This window comes from Halalkalibacterium ligniniphilum (assembly GCF_000334155.1).
GTDB classification, from domain to species: domain Bacteria; phylum Bacillota; class Bacilli; order Bacillales; family Bacillaceae_D; genus Halalkalibacterium; species Halalkalibacterium ligniniphilum.
Genome location: NZ_ANNK01000126.1, coordinates 14463 through 33014 on the forward strand (window position 1 = coordinate 14463; position 18552 = coordinate 33014).

An 18552-nucleotide genomic window follows, 5' to 3' on the forward strand; every position below is an offset into this window, starting at 1 on the left:
CCTGTTTTTGTATTTTAAATGGTTATTTTTAACGGGTACTTTTGTTTTTGTTTCAAACTTTCTGAAAGGTGAAAATAACAATTTCTTAGAAGGTCGTTTCATGGTACGATAAGACTATTATTTAAACACATTAATGTGTTAAAGAGATAAAGGAGTGGAGAGTATGGAGCGAGCATATAATTTCAATGCTGGTCCTTCAGCGTTACCAATTGAAGTTCTTCAAAAAGCCGAGTCTGAACTGGTTAATTTCCGAAATACTGGCATGTCAGTCATGGAACTAAGTCACCGTAGTAAGGAATATGAGGAAGTCCATAACGAAGCTGGCCGGCTTCTCAGAGAGCTATTGCATATTCCAGATAACTATGAGGTGCTCTTTTTACAAGGCGGAGCTAGCTTGCAATTTGCGATGATCCCAATGAATTTTTTAGATAAGGGGAAAATCGGTAATTATGTCCTGACTGGATCTTGGTCAGAAAAAGCGAAGAAAGAAGCAAGCTTTTTTGGTGAAACGGCTGTCGCTGCATCCACCAAGGAAGATAAGTACACGTCCATACCAAATCCAAAATCTTTAACGTATAACGACAATGATGCGTATGTTCATATCACCTCGAACAATACCATTTATGGCACACAGTGGCAGTCTTTCCCTTCCGTTCGACATGCACCACTGATTGCCGATATGTCCAGTGATATTTTGTCGCGCCCAATCCCGATCGAAAACTTTGATCTTATTTACGCTGGTGCGCAAAAGAATTTAGGTCCTTCTGGGGTAACAGTTGTTATTATACGAAAAGAGCTCCTTGAGAGAAACGTTGATCATGTACCGACAATGCTTCGTTATACAACACATGCAGATTCAAATTCTTTATACAACACACCACCGACGTTCGCCATTTATATGCTGACACAAACCTTGCGTTGGGTAAAAGACGTTGGAGGAACAGAAGCGATCGCTGACCGTAACCGAAACAAAGCTGAACTGCTTTATACGGTGATTGATGAAAGCAATGGCTTCTACAAGGGTCATGCTGAGAAAGAAAGCCGTTCGTACATGAATGTAACATTCAACCTACCGAGTGAAGAGCTAAATCAGCAATTTCTTGCAGAAGCAAAAGAAGCTGGCTTTGTCGGTTTAGGAGGTCATCGTTCCATCGGTGGCTGTCGCGCCTCAATCTATAATGGTGTAACGACAGAAGCTTGCGAAGCACTTGCTTCGTTCATGCGCAAATTTCAGCAAGACGCGAAATAATCATTTAGCGTCTAACCCATTAACATAAAAGCCATTAAAGCTGTTCCAAGTGAAAGGATACCCATTGCAAAGCTGTATCTAATCCACTGTCTCTTATTACCGTTTTTATTAAAGATAAGAGAAATTGTATGAATCACACCATACAAACATAGCATTGAAACAGAAACAAAAAAGAATACAACCCCGTGCATGACATCCCCTCCTTCCTTTAACTATATGCAAAAATAGGAAAAAAAGAAGGTCGGGATGAATGTACAATGATTGAAAGGTGGTCAACATGCGAGGAAAATCTCTTTTAACGGGAATTGTAACAGGCGCTGTTGTCGCTGGTATTTCCACATTGCTTGCAACTCCATCATCAGGGCAAGACTTCCAGCGTACGTGTAAAAAGAAATACGCGAGCTTTCGAGAAAGCTTGCAGCGCGCGAAAGAACAAAGCCTACTTCTAAAAGAGCAAGTTCAGCATACGACAAAGGTAGGATCTGAAGCCTTTAAAGAAGTAAGCGGAGATGTCAAAACTTCGATTGTAAGCTGGAAAAAAGATATCGATCCTACAATTCAGCAGTTAAAGTTTGACATTGACAACCTTCAAAAAAGTATTGAAGACCTGAAGCAGCTAAAAAAATAGCTGCTTCCTTTCAATCAGCGACATCACTATATAATTTAATTTCAAAAATTTTAAAAAATCCACATATTTCTCTTTATTTTCAAGAGAAATCTTGTCATAATAGTAACAACAAAAAGTATTGGGGAATAGTTTTACTTAAACATTTGTGCATTAGAGAAAGATTTAACGTAAGGATAGGAGGAGAACAAATTGGAGGAACACATCCCTTGCTCCTTAAAGCAATCTGTCATTTTTAGTCATAAGGTGGCTCAACTAAGCAAAGCATTGTGGAAGTCAGTAGAAAAAGACTGGCAAGCATGGATTAAACCGTTCGATTTGAACATTAATGAACATCATATATTATGGATTGCCTATCATTTAGATGGTGCCTCAATTTCAGATATTGCTAAATATGGTGTGATGCATGTATCGACCGCATTTAATTTCTCAAAAAAATTAGAAGATCGTGGTTACTTAACGTTCTCAAAAAGGGAGAATGATAAGCGGAATACGTACATTGACCTAACCGACTCTGGAAAAGCTTTACTAGTTAAAACACTTGAAGCGTATCAACCATCGACCTACAGTGTTTACGAAGGAGCGTTACCGATCAGAGGTCTGTACGGAAAATTCCCAGAATTTTCAGAACTCATGAGCATTGTCCGCCACATATACGGCCCTGACTTTGTTGAAATGTTTGAAACGACACTTGAAAAAATTGAAAATGATTTCTCTGAAGAAAACGGAAAACTAATGCTGGTAGAAAAAATCAAAAAGCCTTCCGTTTTATAGGAAACTTAACCAAGCGAGCCTACAGATAGGGTTCGCTTGGTTTGTTATATGGCGTCTAAATGAGCTTATTCACTATTCTACCTCTTTTGAAAGGGGCAGACCTAGCTAAGTCTAGCCCCTATTTCTTCACTTAGGATAAACGATCATTTCCAAATCAACCTGATCTTGTTCTAAGTCAAACGTGATAAAGCGAAATGATACCCGTTCTTCTAGCTCAACATTAGAAATCATGACCATTACATACTCTTCTGAAGGATAAACCTCAATCCATTCTGGCAAATCAGCAAGTTCTTTCATAAACTGAAGGGCTTGCGAAATTGGCAGTTCCAATAAACCAAGAGAGAATGAATCTACCTCTAGGCGCAAATCGCCATTTTGTGTAACGGTAGGAAGAAAATTTATGCCTATTGGCACATCACGGGAAAACACTTGAAAGCTTGAGCGCAATTGCACCACTTCATCAGTCAATTCAATTGAATATTGAAAATCATCCGAACTGAGCTCTTGCGAGAGTAACCAATTTAACCGTTGCTTATCTGTAGAAATGAGAAAGGTCGCCTCTTCAACTTCATGGGATAACGGTTGAAATTCTGTATCGTCAACAGCTGGAAAATAACGCTGTACAATGATAAAAATCAAAAAAAACATCGTAATATTTAACGCCACCAAGACAAAAAAAGCACCCTTCCAAGGAAATGATTTTTCTCTCATCCTTCCCCTCGCTTTCGACATTCTCCTGAAGTCATTTTCTTAAACTCAAGATGGAACTCTTTTATTGCTAACGAACCTCTAATCTGTTTATCGCTTTGGCGCTTATCTCCTTTACTATACCCATTTTTTATTTCCGGTTTCAATTAAAAACCCTTTTACGAAAGAGGTTTTATTTGTGGAGAAGGCGTTGCTCTTGTTGCTAAAGTAAATTGAACCTTCCTCACGCCATTTTTTATAAAGAATGAACATACGAAATGGTTTCTATTCCATGTAATAGATAAGTTAATCATTTTGATGATTTTCTTGTAAACAAAAAGAAATCAATCAATCTCCTATCTTTTTATCCTATCTTTTGTTAAAGTTTATATATGAAATTGCTGTATTGGAGGCAGATGAATGATCGTCTTCTTTGTTTTATTTGCACTTTTTATCCTTTATGTCATAAATTCAATGACAGACGCTCTATGTTCTCAGAAAGAAATCCCGGAGGAAAAACAGCCGAAAGTATTTCGAACCATTAACATATTAATCACCATTTTACTTACTTCAACCTATGTAAAAGTACTTTTTACATAAAGAAGCATTCGTGTTATCGGCGCTTACCTTTTAAAAGTCGAATAGAGTTCATACTCTTTTTTCCTCGTTTCTTTTTGTACATATGAACAGATAAAAAGGTGAAGGATATCCTTCACCTTTTTATCTGTTTAATACACCCAAGCCGCTCCAATGATGACTAATAAAATGAACAATACGACAATAAGCGCAAATCCGCCATGGTGTCCCATGTTGATATAGCCTCCTTTATCTATGTTGCGATGTTAACAAATGCAGGAAAGAGGTTGTTGCCTTCTTACAACCAAGCAGCACCTACAATAACTAATAAAATAAACAGAACAACAATTAACGCAAATCCGCCATGGTAAGGTTGCGACACACTGACACCCCCTCTTTGCTTTGTTACGATATCTTATGCGGTAGAGATAAAGGTGTACTAGGCATCTTACCTAATTTCAAGCTCATGACTGCTCGAACAGCTGGAAAACCTTTTTCATTTATTGGGATTTATGCTATAGTATAGTCTGTACGACTTAGCTTAAAGCAGACTGTGCTTTAGGATTTTTGTTAGGGAGTGGACATTTGATGAAAAAACACACATTGTTAGCAGCAGGTATTGCTTGTATGGCATTACTCGCCGCCTGTAACAACGACCAAGCTACAAACAATGACGAAGCCGTTGTAGAGGTTGATGGTTACGCGATTACAGAAGCCGAATTTGTCGATACGTTAAAAGAACGCAACGGTGCTGCAGTACTACAAGAGCTCGTTCAGCTTCACCTGCTACAAGAAGCGGCTAACGAACTTGACATTACGCAAGAAGAAATTGATGAAGAGTTAAACAGGTATAAAACACAATTTGGAGTGGAGGAAGACGAAGAGCTTCTAGAATTTCTAGACACGCAATTTGGTATTACGGTTGAAAATCTTGACGAATTTATCGACCAATACGTTATCCCTCCTCTTGCCTTAGACAAACTATCTACTCAAGGTGTAGAAGTTACCGAGGAACAAAAGCAACAGTACTTTGAAGAAAACAAAGAATCTCTAGTAGAGCTTGAGACAAGCCATATTCTTGTTGAAGATGAGGAAACCGCCCAAGAAGTTTTAGAAAAGCTTGAAGCTGGCGAAGACTTTGCTGGCCTAGCAGAGGAGTATTCAACAGACCCTGGCTCTGCAGCCAATGGTGGCAGCCTTGGTTTTAATGCTAGAGGTGTAATGGTTGAGGAATTTGACGAGGCCGCATTTAACTTGGAAATCGGTGAAATTAGTGAACCTGTTCAGTCTCAATTTGGTTATCATATTATTAAAGTAACGGATAAAAAAGACACTTATGAAGAGCTAGAATCTAAAATCCAAGAAGTACTTGAAGAACAGCAAGCTCGCACTCCAGAACAAGTAATGCAAGATTTACTTAATGAAGCAAATATTGACGTGAAGGATGAGCGTTTCAGTGATGTATTCGAACAGCCTGAGCCTCCTGTAGATCCTGCTCCAGAAGAACCTGCTGCTGATGAGACAGAAGAGCCTGCTGACGATGATGCGGAACAAGCAGAAGATGCTGAAGAAGCCACAGAAGGTCAATAAGAATGAAAGAAATGGGATTACACCTTTCCCCTGTGTAACAAAAAAACCAAAGATCGTTACGATCTTTGGTTTTTTATTTGCTCATGCTTGCGTTCCCGTGCCTCTTCAATTCGAGTCATATATACTTCGCCTTCTTTTTCAATCCATTTCTTTTCAATTTGCTGATCTTCTATGGTGTATTTTAAAGACAAATAGCCGCTTAATACAATCCCTGCTAATACAAAGTATACCCACCATGGACTTGCTAGTAGCGCCGTACCTATGCCTGTTTGTGTTAGAAGAAATGCAACAAGAACCAAGCCTAAGGTAATCCAAACAATACGTCCATCTTGATTTTTTTCTTTTTCATTCATCTTGTATCCCCTCCCCGTAACCTTTTATCGTTACTAAAAAATATGCTAGAGAGGGACAAGTTATGCCTATGAAAAATCTAAAGGACGTTCATGGAAGCTCGGTTTATAAAAAGAACGATTTTCCATTGCCATGACTCGTTCTGAAAACTCGCCGGGCTGTACACGTTCTAGGGAACGGTCCATCATGTTCATTTTTGCATCAATGTTATCAATCATATGAAGAACTTCAGCCTCGCGAATTAAAGGAGCTTTTGGACTCCCCCACTCTCCTTTACCATGGTGAGAAAGAACAAGATGCTGTAAGACCATTACTTCTTCTCCTTCAATACCTAGTTCTTTACTCGCTTCACCAATTTCATTAACCATGATCGAAATATGTCCTAGTAGTTTTCCTTCTACTGTATATGCCGTATCAAGAGGTCCTGATAATTCTCTCACCTTCCCCAAATCATGGAGAATGACACCAGCATAGAGGAGATCTGTATCTAACGTAGGATAAAGTGCAGCAAGAGCTTTTGCTACATTTAACATACAAACGACATGATAAGCCAATCCAGAAACAAATTCATGGTGATTTTTTGTTGCAGCTGGTGACTCTAAAAATGCGGTCTGATGCTTTTTCAGTAAATGTCTTGTTATTCGTTGAATGTTTGCATTTTTCATTTCAAAGATATACTGTGTAATTTGATCAAGCATATCATCTTGTGAAAGTGGAGCAGCACGTACAAAATCTGCTGTTTTCACATTATCTAATGCTGTTGTCGGTCGAATGCTAGCAATCTTTAATTGATTGCGTCCACGATATTCCGTTACACTTCCAGAAATATGTACAATCGCTGTACTGATAAACGTTGCCTCATCCTCTGGAGAACACCCCCATAACTTCGCTTCAATTTCACCTGTATGGTCACATAAAATAAGCGTTAAAAATGGTTTTCCATTACTAGCGATTGCTTTCGTCGCTGACTTTATCATAAAGTAGCTTTCTAAATTTTCCCCGACATTATAATAAATGATTCCTTTGCTCAACCGATTCACCCCATTAAACAAAACTTGGCTTTTCGCCAAGTCCTTCATAGCGAAAGCCATCGTTGCAGTTTTACTTGAGCCTTCAAACTTTTAACTATGTCGATAAACTTTTAGATTAAGAAATTGATCCTTTCTTAACGTGCAAAAAAAACTACAGTGTCTAGCCCTATTATATCACACCATTCCTATCAATGAATGCACCGTTCACATCCCTTTTACTATTTACAAAGATAAGACAGCGAGCATTTTCGCTTTTAAACGACAAGAAAAGCTTCTCATTCTCAACATGATCGTATTGAGAATGAGAAGCTTATAAGAGTGAGGTTACTCAATGAAGGAAGGTTCTTGTTCGCCTTCTCCGGGTGTTTGTTGCCGCTTTGACAGCCAGTGAATGGTTGCATACATTCCAACAAACATAACTGCTGCACCCATTGCGTACGGTAAAAAGATATTCACCTCAAACATAAGACCAGCTAATAAAGAACCTGCAACGTTTCCCAAGCTTAAAAAAGAGTTATTGAGACCCATCACCATTCCTTGTCTATCACCAGCTAGCTTGGAAATAAGTGTATTGACAGACGGACGTAAAATTGAATTTCCTAAAAAGAAAATACAGGTGGTTAGGATTACGGTAAAAAGATCAAAGGCAAGCATCATGATGATAAATCCCACACCACTTAAGCATAAGGAACCTAGCACAATTCGCTCATCCCCATACTTCTCAGACAAGCGACCCACAAGCCCCCCTTGAGCTATTGCACCAATGACGCCTGTTAAAACCATAATAAAACCAACTTGACTTGGCGTATAATCGAATCTATGGAAAGCAAATAACCCAAATATCGTTTGGAAGTTTGCTAGCCCAAAGCTTAATCCAAACACAAGTAACAACAGGAAGCCAATTGGACTACGTATGGCTTGCCACATTTGTACAAACTGGTTGGTTGAATCTTCAGTAAGTGCGAGCTCTTGTCTTTTTTCGATTGGAAGAGATTCAGGCAATAAAAATAGGGAAAAGACACCTGCAATGAGGGCAGCAAACCCGGCAAACAAGAAAGGTGTCGCCAAGCTAATTTCTGCAAGCCATCCACCGATTCCCGGACCGACAACGATACCAAGTGCCATCGCTGCACCTAACATTCCCATTCCCTGTCCCCGCTTTTCTAGAGCTGTGCGATCGGAGACATAGGCCATCGCTGCTGGCATGATCGCAGAACCAAAGGTACCTGCCAGAATTCTTGATAAAAACAGCATCCACATTTCTGTCGCAAAGGCAAAAATAAACTCTGCTCCTGCAAAACCAAACATACCGATTGCAATTAAAGGCTTACGTCCTATTTTATCAGACAGTCGTCCCCATACCGGTGCAAACAGAAACTGCATAAATGAAAAGATCGCAATTAACATCCCTAGTTCTATGCTAGACGCACCAAATGCCTCAATGTAGTATGGCAAAATGGGAATAACTAAGCCGATGCCCATCATGATCACAAACATATTGATCATTAACATGAGTAGCGGTTTTTTTTTGGCACGAATCATAAAGCAACCCTTCTTTTTCTAATTGTTCGAGATACGAAATAATTATATGCTCTTTTCCTCGTGCCGTCAATTTTGACTTTTTTTGTCTTTCCGTTGTTTCTTTTTCTGTCCTTGCTCTTTCGGAAATGTCACTGTAAATTTCACGCCAACATCCGTATTCTCAACCTTAGGAAACCCTTGGTGAAGCTCTGCAATTTGCTTTACAATCGCTAGCCCTAAACCAAACTTTCCTTTGTTCCCTTTATAAAATGGGTTAAAAATTTGTGGCAGATCTTGATCAGGAATGATCTCTCCATTATTTTCAACACTGATTTCAAAACGGTCGTTATACTCCTCTGCACGCATCCAAATTTTGTTTTTGGCATAGCGTAATGCGTTTTCAACTAAATTTTCGATCATCACTTCGATCTGTTCTTGATCACCAAAAAATTTTTTTTCCGCACCTTCGATGATAAATTGCACCTCTTCACGTTGAACACGGAAACGTTCTTCAATTCGAAAAGCAATTGAACCGAAGATGATCTCTGTGTGCTCGAACTTTTCTTCTTTTAAGGAATCAAGCTTCGTAAAGTAAAGCATATCAATGACTCGCCGTTCCATGCGGTTCGCCTCTTCGACAATGACATCCATTGTATTCTCTAAATTTTGTTTAGGCAAAATTCCATCTTTTACGGATTGTGCGTAGCTTTTAATCACCATAATTGGCGTTTTTAGCTCATGTGACGCATGCTGAATAAATGTTTTCTGGGCATTGTCATAGCGAACAAGATTTTGGCGCATTCGCTCAAATTGATTTGAAAGCTTTTGGAAGTCCTCGTCACCTTCCCATTTAAACGATTCTTTCCAATTCCGATCAGCGATTTGTTCAAGCCGATTTCCGAGTACAATAAGAGGCTGGCGCAAATAATGTTTTAGCCACATTGCTGGCAGTAAACTAAGGGTACTTGTTAACAATAAGATGTATAAAAGCCTTTCCCAAAGACGGTTAACCATCTGATCACGATAGGTATCCCACATATACGAAATCGTATAGCCTTCGTCCCCGTATTTGTTAAATTTTGACACAACATAAAACAATGTTGCCCCACTATAATTTAACTCATAACGAGCACGATCACTCGTTTGAGAAAAAGCATTTTGTGCCATTTCCTGCAAAACTTCAACAGGAGGGACATTCCCCTCAGGTGATTCAACCAATGAATTAAAAATACGGAAATGACCCACAGAGCGTTCCGCTTCACGCTGTTCAATAAAATCAAGCTCGTCTTGAGGCGGATTAAAAAATTCAATTAACGGATAGATATAACGTGTTTGCTCTTGTTCGATAATTCGATAGGTTTCCTCTGTTAGCGTCCCTTTTATCGATATGGGATAAATGATAATAATCGAGAGAGCAACTAAAACAATGAGAGTAATGAACGCAAGCCATATTCGTTGCGTTAAATTAATTTTGATCATGAAGAAAGAACCCTGTACCCATAACCGTATAAAGTTTCAAGATGAACGCGAGGCATTTTCTTACGCACACGCCGTACAACATCGTCCACTGCCCGCTCTGAACCGAAATAATTTTCGCCCCACACATGCTCAATGATTCGTTCCCGCGAGAAAGCTTTTCCTACTTCTCCTGTTAACAGTAAGATTAAATCCATTTCTTTTGTTGTCAAATCTACAGGTTCCTGATTAGGACCTTCTGTGTCGATAACTGTTCGTCCAATTGGGTCAATTAAATATTTGTTCAATTCAATTTTCTTCTGTTCTTGTGTGGATGTACCGTATACTCGATTTAATAGCTTCTTGGCTCGGATCACTAGCTCTTGAGGTAAGAAGGGCTTTGCAAGATAATCATCGCTTCCCATCTCTAACCCTAATACACGGTCTAAGTCTTGGTCTCGTGCTGAGATAAAGATAACAGGTGTATCAGCATTTTCTTTTATTCCTTTTAACAGTTGATAGCCATCTGTTCCTGGCAGCATAATATCTAAAACCCAAAGATGAGGCGTTTCCAATTCAATCGCTTTTTGCGCTTCATCCCCATCATGAAATACCTTGACTGTCCAGCCTTCCTTTTCAAGATAAGCTTTTAATACCTCAGATAAATTTGTTTCATCTTCTACTAAATAAACGAGATAATCACTCATGTCTCGCTTCCTCCTATTCAGCATCGTTTACACGATATTTCCATTATATTCTACCATGGTGTTCCACCAATTGACTTTATTCAAACTGTTCGTCATGAAAATGATACAAATGTAATCAAATAAGTAAAAAACGACTTGTCCTGTTTAAGTCTTCTCTTGTTAAGAAACGTTATATCCTTAATCAACATTATTTCCAGGGAAACAATTTGCCTTCTGTTGATTTTTTCTTTACGTTTCCTTCCTATTATAACAAATTCATTTACGAGACTCTAATTAGAACAAAATAATGGTACAGCATTTATTAAAATTTTATAAGCGGTTGTCCGTTTCATTTAAATGGCACAAATTCTGCCACCTTATTCAAAAGCCATCTGGGTAAGCACTCTTTTTCACTTCTACCTCCCTTCGCCTTCTTTCCTTTAAAAAACAAAAAGGAGATTTGAACAAATACGTCCATTCTCCTTTCGAAAAGTACTTAATATAAGGCAGCTATAGCTGTTAGAGCAGCTAGTGGTAAGATTAAACGCCCCCATCCCCAACCGTATCCATAAGGGTAATAGGAATAAGGAGGGTAGTATGGGAAGAATCGCTCATCCTGCGAGCGCTGCACCATGCTCTGTAATGGTGCCCCAACGTGGCCAGGTTGACTGTCATGCATACCTTGCATTTCCCCTAGATGGTGGTAGGCTCCGTAGGTTGGTACGATTAAATGAATGCTTTCCTCATCAACATGTTCCAAGTATCCTTGGTAATGTCCATGATCATTCATTTGTACCTGAACCATTTTGTGTTTAAACTGTTCACAATATGCTTTTAAGTGGTGATGATGACTCATATGAAACACCCTCTTCCGCTTTTCTAGTCATCATCCTATTCATAAAAAAGCGGATGGGTGAATGTTGAAGTTTAATAATTAGTGATAATGATTTGAACAGACTCAGCCAGTGATACAAAGGAAAAATCGTATTTCCTTACATTACATCTTAACATTCGTGTAATCATTTTAATTTAATTGATACCACCCCATTCACAAAACATTCAGTTCTTAACAATTTATAAAAAACTACCATGAGTGATTTGTTCTCGTTCTTCCGACTGGGATGAACAACGAGTTCTTAGGTTCACTCTACACAACGTAAAAGTGGGCGTGCTTTATTGCTTCATCTTCTATGACGTAAGCTCCGTCCCCTGTCAAAAAAGAAAAAGCTTAAAGGAGAACCTTTAAGCTTTTTCTGGTTTTTTTGTTGTCTTCTCTTTGTTCATTTCAAGCGGTGGTGCCTTCACAACAATGAAGTACGTTTGAATGATCATGTAAATGTTCCCGATTACCCAATAAAGGGAGAGAGCAGATGGGAGCGTAATACCTGCTATGATGATCATCACTGGCATCATATACATCATGAGCTTCATTTGTGTTGCCATCACTTCAGCCATCTTTCCATCACCTAAGGATGGGGTTTGAGACATGGACATCTTTACTTGGAAATAGGTTGTCAGCCCCGCAATAAATGGCAAAATGTAGTCAGGCTGTCCTAAATCAAACCATAAGAACGTATGCTGTGCAATCTCTTCTGTTCGCATAATCGCAAAATAAAAAGCCATAAGGATTGGGATTTGAACAAAAATAGGTAGACAACCAGCTAGTGGGTTCACCCCATGCTTTTGATAAAGAGCCATCAGCTCTTTTTGCATTTCTTGCTGCGCTTTTATATCTTTTTCCTTTGACGTTGCTTTGAATTTCTTTTGCAGCTCTTCCATCTCAGGACGCAATGCCTGCATGGCCCGAGTACTTTTTTGCTGCTTTAACGTTAAGGGAAGCAAAGCGGTTCGAATAAGAATTGTCACAAGAATAATCGATAGTCCATAGCTACCATTAAAAAGATTTGCAACAAATATAATTAACCATGACATTGGGTAAACAAAAAAGTGATTCCAAAATCCTTCCGTTTCCGCTGTAATTGGTTGATTCGTGCCACATCCAGTAAGCACAATAATGAGTACTACAATCATTAATAACATCCAACGTTTTTTCAACTTATTTTCCTCCTTGATGCTCGAATCATGATTTGGAACAAACAAAGAGGGGCGGTGCATCATCATGTGATCTTTTATCCTTAACCGAGTGAACCTTCGGGTGGTACGACACTGATAAAGGACGAATGAGCGGTGCTGTCAATCGTTCTTGTCTCATCGTTTCTAGTGTATATTGCCTCCATGTAGAACGCAAAGAACGACCCATTCTAGAAACATTCGCATGTGCAAAGGCTGTAACAAGTAACAATGTCAGCACAACCGTTAACCATAGCATCGCCATATCCAAAATGACTTCGATCACGCCCATCCGCCTCCTTTCTTTTTCCAAAGTAGCTTCATCATATCACACTCGTCCACCTGAACAAAAGGGATTCTTACTTTTCTTCTAACGTTCTTTTTTTGACAAGGCAAACGCTTGCTTTATATCTTTTAAGGACGAACCCTTTCCATACATCAGGACTCCACCTTTATACACTCGCGCAGCTAAGAGGGCAAAAGCAAAAATCGTACCGACTAAGAGACCGATTGAGAGAAGCACCTCCCATATCGGTACACTTGTCATTCCAACTCGTAAAAACATGATCATTGGAGCGAAAAACGGAATAAATGATGTCACCGTGACAATTGTTGATTCTGGTGCGTTTAAACCAAACATCGCAACGAAAAAAGCTGCAATAATTAAAAAGTTTAGCGGTCCGACAGTTTGGTTGACATCCTCAATGCGACTTACTAAGGAACCGAGCATGGCAGATAAGGTCGCATACAAAAGATAACCAAGAATCAAGAATAAAATCGAATAGAGAATTAAGTCGATTGGCATGTCTGATAGCTGAAACGCCTCCTCCATTCCCATTCCATTCGCACTTTCTCCATTAAACCGATTAAGAATATTGGTCCCACCAACCAATAAAATGAGTAAAAATTGGGTTAGCGCCAAAAAGGCAATGCCTAAGATCTTACCAAACATCTGTGTCACTGGTGAAACACTTGAAATTAAAATTTCCATGACACGGGAAGACTTTTCTGTGGCTACCTCTGTAGCAATCATGTTTCCATACATAATGACGGAGAAATAAATAACAAATAACAAAATGTAGACAAGAAAACGTGCTTGGTTTAATTCCTCCTCTGAACGGACACCATTTCCGGTTCCCTCTGAAGCCGCCTCTAGTTCAAAAGAAATGGGTGTGTAAATCGCTTGAAGCTCGGCTTCACTTAATCCAAGCTCATTTGTTGCTCTCGCTTGCTTAAGTTGCTGCAGCTCTTGTTGAATTTGATTTGCTGCAAACGTCTGTGTGAAGGATTCTGTATAATACACCGCATAAAGCTGTCCATCCTCATCCTCAGAAAGGACCAACAGCCCTTGTAGTCCATTTTCTAACAGCGATTGACGCCCTTGCTCCACTGTACCCTCAAAAGACTGAACAATAATTTGCTCAGATAAAGGCTCAAGCCTATTTTCTAAAGGCTCATACCATTCACCAGTCTCATCAATGACTGCCACATTATGTTTTTCTATTCCATCTCCTTCAAAAGCCATCATGATGCGGTCAACGTTCACAAATAAAAGTACAAATAACAACGTAATAATGGTGGAGATAATAAATGCTTTTGATTTAACTCGATTTATGTACGTATGATGAACAACGGTCCAAAAATTACTCATAACGAGTTCCTACCTTTTCTACAAAAATATCGTGTAAGCTCGGCTCTTCAACCTCAAACTTTTGCACATATCCAGCGGCTGCGACCTGCTTAAATAACGCTTTGGCAACCCCTTCATTTTCAACTTGAATGCGCGCCCCAGCATTTGTTGGCTGATACGAAACGACGCCAGCAATTTCTCGCAAAAACTGAAGATCATATTCTGCATGGATGACGACATTTTTTTTGCCAAAGCTCTTCTTAATTTCTTTTAAATTGCCATGAACAACAGGCTTTCCTTTATGGAGAATGCACAAATGCTGACATAGCTCCTCTACATGCTCCATCCGATGACTAGAAAAAACAATCGTTGTCCCTTCCTTTTTCAAATCAAGTACCGCTTCTTTTAGTAACTCCACATTCACAGGGTCAAGCCCGCTAAATGGCTCATCTAATATAAGAAGCTCAGGCTTATGAATTACCGAAGCAATGAATTGGATTTTTTGTTGGTTTCCTTTTGACAGCTCCTCCACTCGCTTCGTTTCATATTGTGGTACTTGAAAGCGCTCAAGCCACTTTTTCATTTCCACAAGAATTTCTGATTTTTTCATCCCTTTTAGCTTTCCAAGATAGACGAGTTGATCTCTTACCTTCAGCTTTGGATAAAGCCCTCGCTCCTCTGGCAGATAGCCAATTAAATGAGTACGACCATAGTCGATTTTATTCCCACTCCATGTCATTTCTCCCTCCGTTGGCTCAAGCAGACCAAGCATCATCCGAAAGGTCGTCGTTTTACCGGCGCCATTGGCCCCAAGCATGCCAAACATTTCCCCTTTCGGAATCTCTAATGTTAAATTGTCAATGGCCGTAAATCGACCAAATGTTTTCGTTACCCCTTTGATGTGTAATGACATCTTTAGGCCTCCTCGTTCTTTCGCTATGTTATTTTACGTACGATTGGCAAGATCAGTTTCATTGGTTACTAGATTTCGAATGATTTCCACTAACTTTTGTTGAAAAGAAATTGTCAATCCTTTTATATTTAATGCTGTCTCCGTTTTAAGCCAGTTTTCAGATAGAAGGCAAGACTGAGAAACGCTTTTTTCTGCATCCCAATTGAAAAGGATTCAATGTTCTTAATTTAAAGGAAGGTGAAACTTTTCAGTATACGAGAAAAATTGCGACGCATTCCATGACGGATAAAGAATGTTTTGTAAAGTATTTAACTATGATAAGGTAAACGCCTCCATCCCCATTATCGATTGAGGAATGGAGGCAACGTGCTCCTTCCAGCTTCCATTTATCCCTTCCATTCGATTGATATCTCCTTGGTCAGGATTGATAAGATCCATATTTAGCGAAACGATGCAGTTTTGCCTGAGCCATTACTGCCAACAATAGCTGTTATCGTCCCTGCTTCGCTCTCAAATGACATTGACCCAAATGTAAAATTGTCATCAATTTGTTTACGAACCTCGTCAAACTGTAAACACTTCATTGGATTTTCTCCTCTCGCTTTTTTTCTTCGATAATCTTATGGATCATGTTCAATAACTCATTATAGGAATAATCATGTCTTCGCCCTGTTTCAATTGCTCGTCCCAATGTTTGCTGAACCGTCGCCAGCTTTGCTTCCTCCTTTTTAGCATCGCCCACCTCAGCAACAAATGTCCCTTTTCCTTGCGTTGTTTTAATATAGCCTTGCTGTTCTAAATTTTGATATGCCCGTCTTGTCGTGATAACGCTGCAGGATGCGTCCTTTGCTAGTGAGCGAATGGAAGGGAGAAGGGAACCTGCCTGCAAATGCCCTGAGACAATTAGTGCTTTGATCTGCTCTTCAATTTGATGATAAATTGGGCTACGGCTTTCTTCCAGCAGTCGGATCGGTAGCTTCACATGTCCTCCTCCTTCTAGTGAACAAAACAAAGAACTCTGCCATTCTTATGTAATATTTCATTTGCCAAATCGAGAATAGGATGGAGATTAACGCTAATACGATGCAAACAGATAACGACTTTGAAGAAGAATCCGTGACAAAACCGGTGCTTGTGTTAAATAATTAGAAAAAGTTACAGCATAGGCATTCCCCTTTAGTTTCTGAAATGAAAAAGGTTTAAAACGGTGCCCCACAGAAGGTAAAATGAATAGCATAACAACCCCGATATCAATCACCCTCCCTTGTGGAAAACCATTTGAAACATATAAATCAATGAATAACATTCCCCCCACAGCATACAAGAGACAAGTTCCGATTGCCATTACATATTGAATAGCGGGTGTGCATTTTAGCTCAAAGGCGACAAGCTTTCGAATTTGCTCTTTCTCTGTCTCTATCATCTCATTTTTCCTACCTTTCATTTATTCATGCCCGCATGTGTTTATAACTATATACACAGCATAACATTTTATGAACAGTTACAAGAATTTTTTGAAAAAATACAATACTTCCTTCTTGCTAATAGAAACGCTCCCAATTACACTATTGTTACAATGAGATAAAGGAGGGGTAACCATGCTCGAGTATGTGATTACCGTCTTTGAACCATCAGGGGAAAAGGTATTTGAGGAACGCTTTGAAGCGTCAAATGATACAGAAGCAAAAACGTTGGGGCAACAAAAGCTAGCAGCCAACAACTACGAGGAGCACACGCATCGCATGACCCGCTCCGGCAAGCTCCTCCTCTTCCACCGCTAACGCGGGGTCGGAGCAAAAGTGCTCCGGGCATTTGGGGTCAGAGCAAAAAGGGTCAGACCCCAAACAATTCGGTTAGTTTTTTAATTTTTTCTTGGGTGTAGTGTTCAAATCGTTCGTTGTAGCTGTGTGGATCCTTAGGGTTTGCAAATCGAGTGATTTTCCCAGTACCTGGTTCAACAAATTTACTTGCTGCCCCACAGCCGAGCCCAATAATCGTTTGGCACTCTTCCATAATCATAATATTGTAGATGCTCTCCTTTTCCGGAAAAGCATAGCCCACATTTTCAAGATTGCCGAGAATGTTCTTCTGACGGTATAAATAGTATGGCTCATAGCCTTGCTTGTCCGTCCAGTGACTCGTCATCTCCATCATTCTGGCAATTTCCTCTCGACTGGCTACTTTATACTTTTCTTTGTTCTTCGTCATCGTTGAGGCACGCTTGAACGAAAGAGTGTGAACCGTCAATGATTCAGGCATCAGCTTTTCTGTTGCCTTTAACGTATGCTCCATCTCTTTTGTCCCTTCACCTGGTAAACCAATAATCAAATCCATGTTAATATTGTTCAATCCAAGTGAACGAGCGAGGTGATACTTTTCAACCGTTTCTTCCACAGAATGATGTCGCCCAATCGCTTTAAGCGTGTCATTTTCAAACGATTGTGGATTAATGCTGATTCTGTCTACGTTCCATTTTTTCAGTACAGCAATCTTTTCAGGTGTAATCGTATCAGGACGCCCCGCCTCTACCGTTAATTCGCGAACCATACTCATATTTGGAAACGATTCATACATTTTTTCATACAGCGCATCCATTTCCTCCGCTGTAATGCTCGTTGGGGTTCCTCCACCAAAATAAACCGTCGTTACGGGGATTTCCTGTTCACGCAACCATTTCCCCGTCTCTTCGATTTCATAATGCAGCCCTGCTAAAAAAGACTCTACAGATCCATTTTTACCGTTAATCGCATATGCAGGAAACGTACAATAGGCACATTTCGTCGGACAAAATGGAATGCCGATATAGATGCTAACTGCCCGATCAAGCTCGTACAAATCAGGAACGACCGCTAACTGACGAGTGACAATTCGCTCAAGTAACGCAATCTTTTCTTCCGAGACGAGGTAAATCTCCTTCAGCTCTTGATGGATTTCGTCTCTTGCCATACCTGCCCGAAGCATTTGGTGCATCAGCTTTGTTGGGCGAATCCCTGTCAAGATGCCCCATGACTGCTCCATCCCTGTATATTGCTTTAATACAGAAAGATACACGTGGTTAATAACACGTTTTTCCAGCTTCATTCCTAGCTCGCGGTCATGCTTTCCAAACTCAGGATAGGAGAACAGAACCTCTTTTTTCACTCCAGTGCTACGCTCTTCTAATGTGGCAGTAGCTACAACACTTGGCATCGTTTCAAGCTGAAATTGAACAATCAGGTCTCCCTTTTTTTGCTCTTCCCAATTAACTGTCACGTCTTCAAAAAACAGTTGGGAGAGATGGCTTATATTTTGTTTATGGGGTTCTTGCTCAATCCCTTTAATCGTAATTTCCATAGCAGGCTCCTCGTCATGTCTTCAATAAAAACCACATTTAGTTTAACCAACGCATCCAACA

The 18552-nt window shown here is 39.7% G+C and carries 24 protein-coding genes; 6 read left to right on the forward strand and 18 right to left on the reverse strand.

The features are described 5' to 3' along the window. The first annotated feature begins 163 nt into the window (after positions 1 to 163). A complete protein-coding gene (gene serC, locus BLT_RS0115430; RefSeq protein ID WP_017728674.1) occupies positions 164 to 1249 on the forward strand; it encodes a 3-phosphoserine/phosphohydroxythreonine transaminase in 1086 nt (361 codons plus the stop codon). An 11-nt stretch (positions 1250 to 1260) separates the two neighbouring features. Here serC and BLT_RS0115435 read toward each other — a convergent pair whose 3' ends face one another. Beyond that, positions 1261 to 1440 carry a hypothetical protein gene (locus tag BLT_RS0115435; RefSeq protein WP_017728675.1) on the reverse strand — a complete coding sequence of 60 codons (180 nt, stop codon included), beginning with the start codon at positions 1438 to 1440 and terminating at the stop codon, positions 1261 to 1263. Positions 1441 to 1526: 86 nt separating this feature from the next. Between BLT_RS0115435 and BLT_RS0115440 the strand changes: the two genes are divergently transcribed. Together BLT_RS0115440 and BLT_RS0115445 are read left to right on the forward strand one after the other, a co-directional pair. Continuing rightward, positions 1527 to 1877, forward strand: a complete 351-nt coding sequence (locus BLT_RS0115440; protein ID WP_017728676.1) for a YtxH domain-containing protein — start codon at positions 1527 to 1529, stop codon at positions 1875 to 1877. 189 nt (positions 1878 to 2066) lie between these two features. After that, entirely contained in the window at positions 2067 to 2648 is a 582-nt protein-coding gene (locus BLT_RS0115445) for an HTH-type transcriptional regulator Hpr (RefSeq protein ID WP_017728677.1), read from the forward strand. Between the two features lie 126 nt (positions 2649 to 2774). Here BLT_RS0115445 and BLT_RS0115450 read toward each other — a convergent pair whose 3' ends face one another. Next, the gene (locus tag BLT_RS0115450) at positions 2775 to 3380 is read right to left on the reverse strand and encodes a YpmS family protein (RefSeq protein ID WP_081599679.1); all 606 of its coding nucleotides are present in this window, start codon (positions 3378 to 3380) and stop codon (positions 2775 to 2777) included. 375 nt (positions 3381 to 3755) lie between these two features. Here BLT_RS0115450 and BLT_RS0115460 point away from each other — a divergent pair, with 375 nt between their 5' ends. Beyond that, positions 3756 to 3935, forward strand: a complete 180-nt coding sequence (locus BLT_RS0115460) for a hypothetical protein (RefSeq protein WP_017728680.1) — start codon at positions 3756 to 3758, stop codon at positions 3933 to 3935. Positions 3936 to 4063: 128 nt separating this feature from the next. Here BLT_RS0115460 and BLT_RS23300 read toward each other — a convergent pair whose 3' ends face one another. Further along, positions 4064 to 4144, reverse strand: a complete 81-nt coding sequence (locus BLT_RS23300) for a YjcZ family sporulation protein (RefSeq protein ID WP_017728681.1) — start codon at positions 4142 to 4144, stop codon at positions 4064 to 4066. Between the two features lie 65 nt (positions 4145 to 4209). Further along, on the reverse strand, positions 4210 to 4293 hold the full coding sequence (locus BLT_RS23305; protein WP_017728682.1) for a YjcZ family sporulation protein: 84 nt from the start codon (positions 4291 to 4293) through the stop codon (positions 4210 to 4212). A gap of 206 nt (positions 4294 to 4499) precedes the next feature. Between BLT_RS23305 and BLT_RS0115475 the strand changes: the two genes are divergently transcribed. Then, on the forward strand, positions 4500 to 5501 hold the full coding sequence (locus BLT_RS0115475; RefSeq protein WP_017728683.1) for a peptidylprolyl isomerase: 1002 nt from the start codon (positions 4500 to 4502) through the stop codon (positions 5499 to 5501). A 56-nt stretch (positions 5502 to 5557) separates the two neighbouring features. On the opposite strand, the gene BLT_RS0115480 is transcribed toward BLT_RS0115475, so the two are convergent. The 13 genes from BLT_RS0115480 to BLT_RS0115550 all read right to left on the reverse strand — a co-directional run bounded on the left by BLT_RS0115480 (position 5558) and on the right by BLT_RS0115550 (position 16581). Continuing rightward, a complete protein-coding gene (locus BLT_RS0115480; RefSeq protein WP_017728684.1) occupies positions 5558 to 5854 on the reverse strand; it encodes a sporulation YhaL family protein in 297 nt (98 codons plus the stop codon). Positions 5855 to 5920: 66 nt separating this feature from the next. Then, positions 5921 to 6883, reverse strand: coding sequence for a 3'-5' exoribonuclease YhaM (gene yhaM, locus BLT_RS0115485; RefSeq protein ID WP_017728685.1), 963 nt, complete (start codon positions 6881 to 6883; stop codon positions 5921 to 5923). 324 nt (positions 6884 to 7207) lie between these two features. Then, complete coding sequence (locus tag BLT_RS0115490; RefSeq protein WP_017728686.1) at positions 7208 to 8425, reverse strand: MFS transporter; 1218 nt, start codon at positions 8423 to 8425, stop codon at positions 7208 to 7210. Positions 8426 to 8491: 66 nt separating this feature from the next. Continuing rightward, complete coding sequence (locus BLT_RS0115495) at positions 8492 to 9883, reverse strand: sensor histidine kinase (RefSeq protein WP_017728687.1); 1392 nt, start codon at positions 9881 to 9883, stop codon at positions 8492 to 8494. Next, entirely contained in the window at positions 9880 to 10566 is a 687-nt protein-coding gene (locus tag BLT_RS0115500) for a response regulator transcription factor (RefSeq protein WP_017728688.1), read from the reverse strand. The genes BLT_RS0115495 and BLT_RS0115500 overlap by 4 nt, the downstream gene beginning before the upstream one ends. A gap of 475 nt (positions 10567 to 11041) precedes the next feature. Next, positions 11042 to 11401, reverse strand: a complete 360-nt coding sequence (locus BLT_RS0115510; protein WP_017728690.1) for a hypothetical protein — start codon at positions 11399 to 11401, stop codon at positions 11042 to 11044. 386 nt (positions 11402 to 11787) lie between these two features. After that, on the reverse strand, positions 11788 to 12600 hold the full coding sequence (gene yidC / locus BLT_RS0115515; protein ID WP_017728691.1) for a membrane protein insertase YidC: 813 nt from the start codon (positions 12598 to 12600) through the stop codon (positions 11788 to 11790). 25 nt (positions 12601 to 12625) lie between these two features. After that, positions 12626 to 12901 (reverse strand): hypothetical protein, encoded by a 276-nt coding sequence (locus BLT_RS0115520; protein ID WP_152414377.1) that lies wholly within the window; start codon positions 12899 to 12901, stop codon positions 12626 to 12628. An 84-nt stretch (positions 12902 to 12985) separates the two neighbouring features. Then, the gene (locus BLT_RS0115525; RefSeq protein ID WP_017728693.1) at positions 12986 to 14266 is read right to left on the reverse strand and encodes an ABC transporter permease; all 1281 of its coding nucleotides are present in this window, start codon (positions 14264 to 14266) and stop codon (positions 12986 to 12988) included. Then, positions 14259 to 15158 (reverse strand): ABC transporter ATP-binding protein, encoded by a 900-nt coding sequence (locus BLT_RS0115530; RefSeq protein WP_017728694.1) that lies wholly within the window; start codon positions 15156 to 15158, stop codon positions 14259 to 14261. The genes BLT_RS0115525 and BLT_RS0115530 overlap by 8 nt, the downstream gene beginning before the upstream one ends. Before the next feature lie 440 nt (positions 15159 to 15598). After that, positions 15599 to 15742 (reverse strand): hypothetical protein, encoded by a 144-nt coding sequence (locus BLT_RS24120; RefSeq protein WP_017728695.1) that lies wholly within the window; start codon positions 15740 to 15742, stop codon positions 15599 to 15601. After that, a complete protein-coding gene (locus BLT_RS0115545) occupies positions 15739 to 16140 on the reverse strand; it encodes a GntR family transcriptional regulator (protein WP_017728696.1) in 402 nt (133 codons plus the stop codon). Before BLT_RS0115545 ends, BLT_RS24120 begins: the two co-directional genes overlap by 4 nt. 93 nt (positions 16141 to 16233) lie before the next feature. After that, positions 16234 to 16581, reverse strand: coding sequence for a hypothetical protein (locus tag BLT_RS0115550; RefSeq protein WP_017728697.1), 348 nt, complete (start codon positions 16579 to 16581; stop codon positions 16234 to 16236). A 175-nt stretch (positions 16582 to 16756) separates the two neighbouring features. Here BLT_RS0115550 and BLT_RS0115555 point away from each other — a divergent pair, with 175 nt between their 5' ends. After that, positions 16757 to 16939: a YhzD family protein gene (locus BLT_RS0115555; protein ID WP_017728698.1), complete on the forward strand. Its 183-nt coding sequence runs from the start codon at positions 16757 to 16759 to the stop codon at positions 16937 to 16939. 52 nt (positions 16940 to 16991) lie between these two features. Here the strand turns inward: BLT_RS0115555 and BLT_RS0115560 are convergent, their stop codons facing one another. Further along, positions 16992 to 18491 (reverse strand): coproporphyrinogen III oxidase, encoded by a 1500-nt coding sequence (locus BLT_RS0115560; RefSeq protein ID WP_017728699.1) that lies wholly within the window; start codon positions 18489 to 18491, stop codon positions 16992 to 16994. Positions 18492 to 18552: the final 61 nt, after the last annotated feature.

What these genes read in the sequence shown, in the direction of transcription:
- serC (WP_017728674.1), top strand. Translation starts at nt 164, where the DNA reads ATGGAGCGAGCATATAATTTCAATGCTGGTCCTTCAGCGTTACCAATT.
- BLT_RS0115435 (WP_017728675.1), bottom strand. Translation starts at nt 1,440, where the DNA reads ATGCACGGGGTTGTATTCTTTTTTGTTTCTGTTTCAATGCTATGTTTG.
- BLT_RS0115440 (WP_017728676.1), top strand. Translation starts at nt 1,527, where the DNA reads ATGCGAGGAAAATCTCTTTTAACGGGAATTGTAACAGGCGCTGTTGTC.
- BLT_RS0115450 (WP_081599679.1), bottom strand. Translation starts at nt 3,380, where the DNA reads ATGTCGAAAGCGAGGGGAAGGATGAGAGAAAAATCATTTCCTTGGAAG.
- BLT_RS0115460 (WP_017728680.1), top strand. Translation starts at nt 3,756, where the DNA reads ATGATCGTCTTCTTTGTTTTATTTGCACTTTTTATCCTTTATGTCATA.
- BLT_RS23300 (WP_017728681.1), bottom strand. Translation starts at nt 4,144, where the DNA reads ATGGGACACCATGGCGGATTTGCGCTTATTGTCGTATTGTTCATTTTA.
- BLT_RS0115475 (WP_017728683.1), top strand. Translation starts at nt 4,500, where the DNA reads ATGAAAAAACACACATTGTTAGCAGCAGGTATTGCTTGTATGGCATTA.
- BLT_RS0115480 (WP_017728684.1), bottom strand. Translation starts at nt 5,854, where the DNA reads ATGAATGAAAAAGAAAAAAATCAAGATGGACGTATTGTTTGGATTACC.
- BLT_RS0115490 (WP_017728686.1), bottom strand. Translation starts at nt 8,425, where the DNA reads ATGATTCGTGCCAAAAAAAAACCGCTACTCATGTTAATGATCAATATG.
- BLT_RS0115495 (WP_017728687.1), bottom strand. Translation starts at nt 9,883, where the DNA reads ATGATCAAAATTAATTTAACGCAACGAATATGGCTTGCGTTCATTACT.
- BLT_RS0115500 (WP_017728688.1), bottom strand. Translation starts at nt 10,566, where the DNA reads ATGAGTGATTATCTCGTTTATTTAGTAGAAGATGAAACAAATTTATCT.
- BLT_RS0115510 (WP_017728690.1), bottom strand. Translation starts at nt 11,401, where the DNA reads ATGAGTCATCATCACCACTTAAAAGCATATTGTGAACAGTTTAAACAC.
- BLT_RS0115525 (WP_017728693.1), bottom strand. Translation starts at nt 14,266, where the DNA reads ATGAGTAATTTTTGGACCGTTGTTCATCATACGTACATAAATCGAGTT.
- BLT_RS0115530 (WP_017728694.1), bottom strand. Translation starts at nt 15,158, where the DNA reads ATGTCATTACACATCAAAGGGGTAACGAAAACATTTGGTCGATTTACG.
- BLT_RS24120 (WP_017728695.1), bottom strand. Translation starts at nt 15,742, where the DNA reads ATGAAGTGTTTACAGTTTGACGAGGTTCGTAAACAAATTGATGACAAT.
- BLT_RS0115550 (WP_017728697.1), bottom strand. Translation starts at nt 16,581, where the DNA reads ATGATAGAGACAGAGAAAGAGCAAATTCGAAAGCTTGTCGCCTTTGAG.
- BLT_RS0115555 (WP_017728698.1), top strand. Translation starts at nt 16,757, where the DNA reads ATGCTCGAGTATGTGATTACCGTCTTTGAACCATCAGGGGAAAAGGTA.
- BLT_RS0115560 (WP_017728699.1), bottom strand. Translation starts at nt 18,491, where the DNA reads ATGGAAATTACGATTAAAGGGATTGAGCAAGAACCCCATAAACAAAAT.